Genomic DNA, 9,220 nt, shown 5'->3' on the forward strand with positions numbered 1-9,220 from the left:
AAACCTCTGAAACCAATATTTGGTCTTTGAGTTTCTTTTCTTGGTTTATAGTTTTTCTTAATAGTGATTCTGTAATAACACCAATCTGACCTCTGTCCTTTAGTATTAAACTAATAATCGAGTCAGGTGTTGAAGTTAAAAGCATATTGTATTTTCTTCTTAGGACATTTTCGTTCGAGTTATAGTCTGCAAAAGCATAGTGGAATCCAAGGACACCTATAATTTTCTTATTTTTTAGAGATGAGAAGTAGCTTTGACTTTTTTCTGGAGATGATTTTGTTATGAAAACTTCTCCACCTCTCGCAAAGGGTTTTGTGGCCTCGACTTGTTTTTTACTCCAGCCCCATTGTTGGCTTTCAAAGAAGATAATATCAAGTTCCTTATTTTCAAAGTGAGTATATCTTCTCTTGGCCGAGGTCTTATAGAATTTGAAATGATACTTTTTTTGGATTTTATTAAGTTCTTCGAGGATTTCAATGGTGGCACCAAATGGCTTTCCCTTTGAGTCAAATTGTAGAAATGGAGAAAAGCTATATCCGCGAACTTTGACTTCAATCGAGGCAAGAACTTGAAAAGTGAGTAATGTGAGCAGAAGAAGCTTCATAACATTCATGTTGCCATCTTCATTCAGAGGACACCTTATGACAATACTCAAACTAAAATTTTATAGGCAAAACAGCAAAAATTAATATTGTCTTAAGGTTGAAAAATAAGACTTATTTGTTATGTGAAAATTACTCAACTCTTTAAAACTGCTCCACTAAAGTGGGGATGAGATTCACTCATCTCCATGAAATCATTTCTGAATCAGCACAATTTTCACAGCTGTTAAAAATGTAAGTAGGCAAGTTGATGTTTTTACTTCAAAACCCTCAATTTTTAACCCCATATCTGTATATCAGTTTGCAATTCTCTTAAGCTCTGCTCCAAGAACGAGGTAATCTTCTCCATCAACCCAAGCCTCATTGAAATAGAGGCTTCCATTATAGAGATTAAGTGTCATTTCAAATCCGTCTTTAGGAGATTCTAAGAGAATCGTTTGCTCATCAATCGTTCCTACCGCTTGATCTCTCTCAAAGAGTACTCCATCCTTAATTGTGAAGACACTATAAGGATATTCCGCACTAAGTGAATCACAGTTGTAGTGTCCACCTCTTAAGATAAGTTTATCTTCTTCAATGTGAATACGCATTTCGACTTCGGAGCAATTGAAGCTTGTTGTGGGAGTCTGTCCTTCTCCTGAGCCAATCCAGACACCAGAAAAGCCAAAAGATAGGGCCATACTAGAATAAATAAGACTTAGTAGAAAGCATAGGTGACGCATATTTTCTCCTTGAGGTTCAAGATATTCTATCGAGGTTGGTACAGGATTTCAAATATTTATGATGAATTTAGTATTTGATATAAATGATATGACATGGCAAAATGGACAATATGTCTAGACAAATTGTCTATAGGGTTAGAAATGAAAGAAAGTTCACAGGATTTAGTATTTCAAAAAGTACTTGATTTGATTGAAGCTCAATCGCTCTATGATTTGAGTATCTCGCTATTAAAGAAAGAGACAGGACTTGCTACGGGAACTCTCTACTATCATTTTCCTAATGGGATAGAAGATGTTCTCTCGGGTCTCTTTATTAAGATTTCCTCTGATTTACGAGACTCTCTTCTTCAAAAGGCCATGGGAGAGAATGATTTTAAAGAAAGTCTCTATGCTGTGATCGCGGAGTACTTTCGTTGGCACAGTCATGAGATACAGAAGAGTCATTTTCTTTGGTGTGTTTCTGGAACGGGATTTAAGAATTTCCGTGAGATAATGATGGAGGAGTTCGCAATCTTTTCTAAGCAGATGTACGAGCACCTGAGTTCAAAAGCACAGGCCTCTCGTCTAAAGTTAGTTGAGCCGATGATCCTGGATGCCTTACTGCTAGGAGCAACCAGGGAGTTGATTCATGCTTGGATTTCAAGAGGGCGTGATAGTTTAGAATTAGAGGTTATTGAGAAAAAGTATATTCATATTCTCTATAACTCATGTATTGAGAGTGACCAATGAAGTATACGAAAGAATTTTCTGAAATTTTCAACCATCCAAGTCGTGGAGAATTTCTCTGTCGCGCCATAAGGCCTAGTGACAAGGAAGGTCTTGTTATGGCACTTAAAGACCTTTCAATTGAGTCTCGCAAGAAGAGGTTTCTAACATTAAAAAAGGGCTTTACAGAAAAAGAGTTGAAGATCTTCACTGAAGTTGATTTTGTCAGGCATGTTGCCCTGGCTATACTTAAAGTTGTGGATCAGAGCTTTGAGCCAGTTGGAACAGTTCGCTTCTTTGTTGATGAAGATAATCTTGAAAGGGCGGAATTCGCAATTACGATCCTTGATAAGTTTCAAGGCCTTGGAATTGGAAATTATCTATTTGATCACTTGTGTGAAGCTGCGAAGGAGAGAGGGATTAAAGAACTCTATGGAACGGCCAGCACTGAAAATAATAAAATAGTAAAGTTAATGAAGAAAAAGGGTGAAGTGAAATCGAAAGTTATCACTCACGGCATATTAGAGTTGAGTCTTAAGCTCGGCTAGTTTTAAGAGGTAATTTATGGAAGCGGTTTGGTATAAGAGTTATCCAGCTCAAGCAGCAAAGGAAATTGATCCCGATAAATATATGAGTATCAATGAAGTTATTGAAGAGTCTTGTCAAAAATTTGCAGGACAAGTCGCCTATATTAATATGGGTGTTTCAATGACTTATAGTGAAGTTAAGGAAAAGTCAGATGCATTTGCACACTATCTTATCGATGAGCTAGATCTTAAAAAAGGTGACGTCATTGCTATTCAAATGCCAAATCTTCTTCAGTATCCTGTTGTTCTATACGGGGCATTTAAGGCTGGTTTGATTGTTGTGAATACGAATCCTCTTTATACTGAAAGAGAAGTCAAGAAGGTTATGCAAGATAGTGGGGCAAAGGCGATTGTTATTTGTGAGAACTTTCTATCTAAACTAGAAAATATTCTTCCTGAGACGAAGATTGAGCATATTATTACAACACAAATAGGGGACTTCTTTCCCCTTGTTAAAAGAACACTAACCAATTTTGTCGTTAAAAAAGTTAAAAAGATGGTACCTGCTTTTAAAGGTGACTATATTGGCCTTAATAAGGCCATTTCAATCGGGAGTAATTCATATCGCGAGTTTCCAGAAGTTCACCGCGATGATATTGCGCTTTTTCAATATACGGGTGGAACAACAGGAAAGACTAAGGCCGCGATGCTGACACATCGAAACCTTATTGCGAATATGGAGCAGATGGCCGAATGGATTGTTGCCGGTCTTGGTGATTCTAGACCGATGAGTTTAGCCCCGCTTCCTATTTATCATGTCTTTACTCTTTCAGTTAATATTATGGGGTTCTTTAAAATGGGAATGCCAAACCTACTTATAACTAATCCAAGAGACCTAAGCTCTCTTATTGCAGATATTAAGACATATAAACCAGAGCTTGCAATTGTTGTAAATACCCTCTTACAAGCTCTACTAAATAATGAAGAGTTCCAAAAGCTCGACTTAAGTTACATGAAGTTCAGTGTTGCAGGTGGAATGGCCCTTAAGAAATCAGTTAAGGAGCAGTGGGAGAAAATGACAAAATCTCGCGTGATAGAAGGTTATGGTCTAACAGAAGCCTCTCCTGTTGTGAGTTGTAATCCAACTATTGGTGAAGATGTTGCAGGTTCGATTGGTATTCCCATTCCATCAACTGAAGTCAAAATTACTAATCTTGATGGTGAGGAAGTTGGTTTTGGAGAAGAGGGGGAGCTTTGTGTTCGCGGTCCTCAAGTCATGCAAGGTTATTGGAATCAACCAGAAGAGACAGCACAAGTTCTTTCTGAAGATGGTTGGTTAAGAACTGGTGATTATGCTTCAATTGACGAAAGAGGTTTTATTAGGATTTTAGATCGTAAGAAAGATATGATCCTCGTCTCTGGCTTCAATGTCTATCCTAATGAGGTCGAAGATGTTCTTCTTGAGATTGATGATGTTGCAGATGTGGCGGCCATTGGTCAGGATAACGAGAGATCGGGTCAAGTCGTCAAAGTCTTTATTGTCAAAAAGAGTGAGCGTCTGACAAAAGAGAAAGTTATTGCTTATGCTAAAGAGAATTTGGCCGGATATAAAGTTCCAAAGATCGTCGAGTTTATTGATGAGCTGCCAAAGAATAATGTTGGAAAAGTTCTCAGAAGAGAGCTTCGCTAAGAAAAGCTAGCTCCTCAATAGAGGAGCTAGTATTGTGTTTTAGATATCAATTTTATCTGAAATAACAAATGAGTCATTAACCTGTTCTAGACTATCGATAGTCACATCCAAATCTTTTAATAGACCATCAGCTAGGCCATAAATCCAACCGTGAATACAAAGCTTTTGGCCTCTATTCCAAGCCGCTTGGACAATCGAATTGTGACAGATATTCTTAACTTGTTGAATCGTATTTAATTCGCACATTTTATTAAAAGTTTCTTCTTCACTAAAGCCTTCAAGCTTTTTGAAGTTCATATTATAAACTTCTTTGATGCCGAGAATCCAGTTGTCGATAACTCCTAGAGAGAGTCCCTTAATGGCCGTGTTTACGGCACCACAACCATAGTGCCCACAGACAATAATATGCTCAACTTTAAGCACATCCACTGAGTATTGGATGACCGCAAGACAGTTGATATCAGTATGAATAACTTGGTTTCCGACATTTCTGTGAACGAAAACTTCTCCTGGATCAAGTCCAATAATTTGGTTCGCAGGAACACGACTATCAGAGCAGCCAATCCACAAGTACTTTGGAGACTGTTGCTTGGAAAGTCTCTCAAAAAAAGTCGGGTCTTCTTTATTTATACGATCTGCCCACTCTTTATTATTCTTAAATATTTTTTGCAGCGTTTTCACCTGTGGCTCCATTGAGATGTCTAGAGTAAAACTTTATCGGGTGAAGGCTATTTTGTAAATAATTTGCAGAGCGTTGAGTTTATTTCGCCTTTATCTTAATCTTAGGTAAGACTTCAAAATTACAATTCATAGACTTTGTGACAAGGCAGTGATCCTTGGCCTTATAAAGGAGTTCTAAATAAGGATCCGCTGACTTGGAGCAACAAATCTCTAAATGGGGCATAATTTTAACATCTGTAAACTTAAGTCCTGATTCAGTCTTTTCAAGTTTGGCTTCAACATCAACTTCTAAGGTATTCCATTCCATTTTCTTGGCCCGAGCGATGGCCTTAAAAGTTAGAATATAACAACTCGATATGCTCGCACTAAAAAGGTCTTCTGGTGTCCAATGATCTTCTGGGCCACCAAACTCAGGGGGAGGTGTCAACGTCATTGAATTGAGACTTCTCGCTGTTGTGATAAGTTCGATTTTGTCTGAGCTAGCTTTTGAATTTGAATTATAAATACCCATGGAAACTCCTTTTATTAGAAGTTACCACTTTCTTGAGAATTGATCCTTGATCTGAATCAATTAATTCTCTACTCGTAGCCATTTCTTTGGTAGGTACTTGCTAAATATTCTTTGAAAAGTACCATTTTTGATGAGTTTCTCAACTGATGCTTTGATTTTATCTTTCTTGTCTTTATTTGTTGAAAGTCGGCTAAAGTGGAGCCAGTCTTCTTTTTGGCCAATAAAGTAGGGCTTTGCTAGGGAGTCAATTGGGACATTCTGCTTTTGTAATTCATAGTAAAGAGTCGCGGCAGTTCCTATGACTGCATCAAGCTTTCCGGTCTTAAACTTTTCAATACACTCAGCATAGTCTCTTTGAGTAACCTTGTAGAGTTGCTTATCATTATCAAATCTCTTATCGAAAAATCCTCCCAGGCGCACTCCGATTTTTTGCCCTTTGAGGTCGTCATAGTCTTTTATAGGATTACCTTGTTTGGTGATGACAATAATATCTAAGCTGCCCCATTTTACTAATGGTTCTGCACTTTCTTCACTCTTTGGACTTCTAAAGAAAATACTAAAGTCTGAGGAACCATTTTTAAGCTGATAAATCATTCGGTTGTAGGGAACTAGATTTATCTTTATTGGCTCACCAATATCTTTTTCAATCTCTTTGATGATCTCATATTCTAGACCGGCGATATCCCCGTTGGCATTTCGATAGCCCCAAGGGGCGATATGAAAAATAGATGAACTCAACTGTGAGTTGGCGAATGCGGATGATAATATTAGCATCGATAGAATGAGCTGAGTTAACTTCTTCATAGTTTCTCTTTTATATTCTTTTCAAATTATTTATTTCTAAATTATGCCGTAAATATTAATTATTACAAGTTAAGATTGGCCACATTCTTTGTGACCAAATCTTAATATTTTCAGTTGTTTAGAATGTAACTTGAGCTCTGAACTGGGTTATTGAAGGTTTGTCTTTAACGCCATTTTTCTCAGCATTAACAAATGTTTGATTAAGCATGAATTTAAGGCCTCCTCCTGGGTACCAATTTATTTCAGCTGCAATATTATCTTGTTCTCCACCATTTAAGCTTCCTGTGAAATCTATATTACTATAGCGAAGAGCGAGTTCTATTGCGCCAATTCCTGTCTCGCCAAATTCTTTCCTTGGCATGACTTCTCCAAAGGCCGCAGAGTTTATGCTATAGCTTCTCGTATCACCAGTCGGGAACCAACTCATAAAGGCATACCAACCACTTATTGTATCTTGAATGCCACCTTTTCCTCTAACATCAACTAAGAAGTACTCGGCTTGAGTAGAGAATGACTTGGCAACAAGTGCGTACTCTAGGGCAAGGCGATCTGATTGACGGTTATCAATTTGATCTGTGCTAACAAAGTCATATGAGTCAACGTGAGTTTCGTTACTTGATTTAAATGCCGCCTGATCTTCTCTGGCAACGTGCAAGTAAGAGAGTCCAAAGTGGTTTAAAGATGACCCAAACTTCTTAAGAGTTGCTCCTCTCATAGCAAAGATGAACCTTTCTCTCTCTGTATTTTCAGCAGATGTTCCACCATAAATCCCTGTTTTAAAAAAATAATTATTAGCACTATATTTATAAGATAGACCAAATGAGCTATCTGGATTTAGTGCAAGAACAGGTAAGCTTCTTGTGACAAAGGTTTGCCATTTAGAGCTTGTTTGTAATTGTAGTGAAAATGGTGGCAGCATATTTCCTATGCTTAAAACCGACTTCTCCCAAGAGTAGGCGATATGGGCTTCCTTGATAGTTGTCTTATTTCCAGCATAATCAATTTGTACAATGAAGTCCCAGTTCTTCTTTAAAACACCTGCGAAATAGAGCCTTGCTCTTCTTACTTCTGTACCACTTTGGAGATCCGTTTTGTCGTCATCATAGTACGCGCCGTCTAGCATGAGTCGACCACCAAACTTATAGTTGATATGATCCTTGGCCTTGAGTAAGCCCCCTTGAGCTGCATTTGTGCTCATTCCTGCTAACAAAGAAATTGCTAGAAGTGATTGTTTTAACATAACTCCTCCTCCTTAAGTTATCTTAAATTTATCTTAAAATAATCTCGAATATCCTTATGACTTAGTCTTCATTGATGATCGGAATTTTAATAATAAATTCTGTAAACTCATTTTCAAGTGAATTCACTATAATCTCACCATCATGCTTTTTAATGATATCCATCGAGACTGACAGTCCTAACCCTGTTCCCTCTCCGGCAGGCTTGGTCGTTTTAAAAGCTTCAAAAATATCATTCTTAATATCTTCAGGTATGCCGATACCATTATCTCTAATCGTAATAACGGCATAGTTATCTTCTCTCTTTGTTGAAATCTCAAGACGTGGAGAAAAGTTCTTTTCTAGATTGGCCTTCTTTTGTAGTGCATAGAATGCATTTTCAAGAGTATTAATAAATACCTGTCCTAGCTCTCTTTCATAGACTTCAAAAGGATTAATATGATCAAAGCTTTTTACGATTTCTGTTTTTAGATAAAAACTTGTATCAGTGGCCTTGTTAATATAATTGAGGTTGGTAAGAATGATTTCCTTGATATCGGCCTTTGTTCGATCAACAGAAGAGCCTCTTGACTGATCAAGCATAGACTTAATGATTCGTGTTGAGCGTTGAGAGTGCTGAATAACAATATTTGCAACATCCTTAAAAACATCTTTATGTTCTTCAAAAAGCTCCATTCTCTTCGTTGGATTTTCTTCTTCATCAATTTCCTCAACAATTTCATTGAGGATAAAAGCAGAGTTTTGGATGAGATTTAGCGGGTTTCTTATCTCGTGAGAAACTCCAGCAAGTAACAGACCTAGTGACGTGAGCTTTTCTTGGGCAATCATTCTCTCTTGGAGGGCCTTAAGTTCAATAAGTTGTTTTTCTAAGAGATCTTTCTTCTCTTCTAGCTCAATTGTTCTTTCGTTAACTTCGTTCTCTAGGCCTTGGTTGAGTATTGCCAATCTTGTAAAGGCCTTGTGAAAATCAGTTCCAAGCTTTTGAAACTCTTCAATGATTCCAAACTCAGGGGTCATAAGATCGAGTTCCTCAGGAGGGGTTCTTGTATATGAGACCAGTTTTTGCAGGGGTGTTGTAATTAAGCTATTGAAGATAATAAAGAAGAAGGCCGCTAGACCAAAAATTAAAAAGAATAAAATCAGACGATCTTTCTTATATTTCTCTTCTAGGCGAGAGAAACTGTCTGACTTATATGTTGAGTATATTGTCAGCTTCTCAGAACCCGGTAGAGTAAGCTTAAAGGGAGCGATAACACTATCGCCTTTGATGGTAATATCATTCTCTATATACTTTTCGGTATGTTCGTAATCAGTCTGTGTTAAATCAAGAATTTTGTCTTGATTATAGTAGATATCGATATCTATAAGGTTCTCAATTTCCTTGAGCCTTTCAAGCATGTTGAGATTATTATTAATAATAATTCCCACTGTGATATCCCCAAGTACTTCTCCTGTTTGTGAAGAGATAATCGGTCGAATAGAGTAGGCATAGACAATAGTTTTTCCTCCTTCTTGACTAGTTGCAATCTCAATATTTTGATTAAGTTTTAGAAGTGGCTTGTCTAAGTTCTTTGCAATGATATCAGTATTGAAGATACTTGATGAGATATTAATAACTTTGGGATTGTTATTTATCTTTGCAAATAGAAAGTCCATATCGACGCCTCTGTCAGAGTCGTAGATAGCAGCTAAGCTCTCTTCGATATCAGATCCGGACTCAAAGCTTTGGATAACTTCAGG

10 protein-coding genes are annotated in these 9,220 nt (G+C 37.3%); 3 read left to right on the forward strand and 7 right to left on the reverse strand.

Annotation, left to right across the window (positions count from 1 at the left end; all coding sequences use genetic code 11):
• Both M901_RS06295 and M901_RS06300 read right to left on the reverse strand, forming a co-directional pair.
• A partial coding sequence (locus M901_RS06295) for a transporter substrate-binding domain-containing protein (RefSeq protein WP_021277343.1) occupies positions 1–613 on the reverse strand: 613 nt, incomplete at its 3' end.
• A 285-nt stretch (positions 614–898) separates the two neighbouring features.
• Positions 899–1,324, reverse strand: a complete 426-nt coding sequence (locus tag M901_RS06300) for a hypothetical protein (RefSeq protein WP_021277349.1) — start codon at positions 1,322–1,324, stop codon at positions 899–901.
• Positions 1,325–1,465: 141 nt separating this feature from the next.
• Here M901_RS06300 and M901_RS06305 point away from each other — a divergent pair, with 141 nt between their 5' ends.
• From M901_RS06305 to M901_RS06315, 3 genes are read left to right on the forward strand one after another with little or no spacing between them, the layout of a single operon-like run.
• The gene (locus tag M901_RS06305) at positions 1,466–2,053 is read left to right on the forward strand and encodes a TetR/AcrR family transcriptional regulator (RefSeq protein ID WP_021277346.1); all 588 of its coding nucleotides are present in this window, start codon (positions 1,466–1,468) and stop codon (positions 2,051–2,053) included.
• Entirely contained in the window at positions 2,050–2,577 is a 528-nt protein-coding gene (locus M901_RS06310) for a GNAT family N-acetyltransferase (protein WP_021277347.1), read from the forward strand. The genes M901_RS06305 and M901_RS06310 overlap by 4 nt, the downstream gene beginning before the upstream one ends.
• Positions 2,578–2,593: 16 nt before the next feature.
• The gene (locus tag M901_RS06315; RefSeq protein WP_021277345.1) at positions 2,594–4,246 is read left to right on the forward strand and encodes a long-chain-fatty-acid--CoA ligase; all 1,653 of its coding nucleotides are present in this window, start codon (positions 2,594–2,596) and stop codon (positions 4,244–4,246) included.
• A 39-nt stretch (positions 4,247–4,285) separates the two neighbouring features.
• On the opposite strand, the gene can is transcribed toward M901_RS06315, so the two are convergent.
• The 5 genes from can to M901_RS16350 form a co-directional block, all read right to left on the reverse strand.
• On the reverse strand, positions 4,286–4,927 hold the full coding sequence (gene can, locus M901_RS06320) for a carbonate dehydratase (RefSeq protein WP_021277342.1): 642 nt from the start codon (positions 4,925–4,927) through the stop codon (positions 4,286–4,288).
• Positions 4,928–5,006: 79 nt separating this feature from the next.
• Positions 5,007–5,438, reverse strand: coding sequence for an OsmC family protein (locus tag M901_RS06325; protein WP_021277350.1), 432 nt, complete (start codon positions 5,436–5,438; stop codon positions 5,007–5,009).
• Positions 5,439–5,498: 60 nt separating this feature from the next.
• On the reverse strand, positions 5,499–6,242 hold the full coding sequence (locus tag M901_RS06330; RefSeq protein ID WP_021277348.1) for an ABC transporter substrate-binding protein: 744 nt from the start codon (positions 6,240–6,242) through the stop codon (positions 5,499–5,501).
• A gap of 118 nt (positions 6,243–6,360) precedes the next feature.
• Positions 6,361–7,482, reverse strand: a complete 1,122-nt coding sequence (locus M901_RS06335) for an OprO/OprP family phosphate-selective porin (RefSeq protein ID WP_021277341.1) — start codon at positions 7,480–7,482, stop codon at positions 6,361–6,363.
• Positions 7,483–7,543: 61 nt separating this feature from the next.
• Positions 7,544–9,220 (reverse strand): sensor histidine kinase (locus M901_RS16350; RefSeq protein ID WP_021277344.1); only part of this gene is annotated, 1,677 nt, incomplete at its 5' end.

This window comes from Bacteriovorax sp. DB6_IX, from assembly GCF_000447775.1.
Lineage (GTDB): Bacteria > Bdellovibrionota > Bacteriovoracia > Bacteriovoracales > Bacteriovoracaceae > Halobacteriovorax_A.

What these genes read in the sequence shown, in the direction of transcription:
- M901_RS06325 (WP_021277350.1), bottom strand. Translation starts at nt 5,438, where the DNA reads ATGGGTATTTATAATTCAAATTCAAAAGCTAGCTCAGACAAAATCGAA.
- M901_RS06330 (WP_021277348.1), bottom strand. Translation starts at nt 6,242, where the DNA reads ATGAAGAAGTTAACTCAGCTCATTCTATCGATGCTAATATTATCATCC.
- M901_RS06305 (WP_021277346.1), top strand. Translation starts at nt 1,466, where the DNA reads ATGAAAGAAAGTTCACAGGATTTAGTATTTCAAAAAGTACTTGATTTG.
- M901_RS06335 (WP_021277341.1), bottom strand. Translation starts at nt 7,482, where the DNA reads ATGTTAAAACAATCACTTCTAGCAATTTCTTTGTTAGCAGGAATGAGC.
- M901_RS06315 (WP_021277345.1), top strand. Translation starts at nt 2,594, where the DNA reads ATGGAAGCGGTTTGGTATAAGAGTTATCCAGCTCAAGCAGCAAAGGAA.
- M901_RS06310 (WP_021277347.1), top strand. Translation starts at nt 2,050, where the DNA reads ATGAAGTATACGAAAGAATTTTCTGAAATTTTCAACCATCCAAGTCGT.
- M901_RS06300 (WP_021277349.1), bottom strand. Translation starts at nt 1,324, where the DNA reads ATGCGTCACCTATGCTTTCTACTAAGTCTTATTTATTCTAGTATGGCC.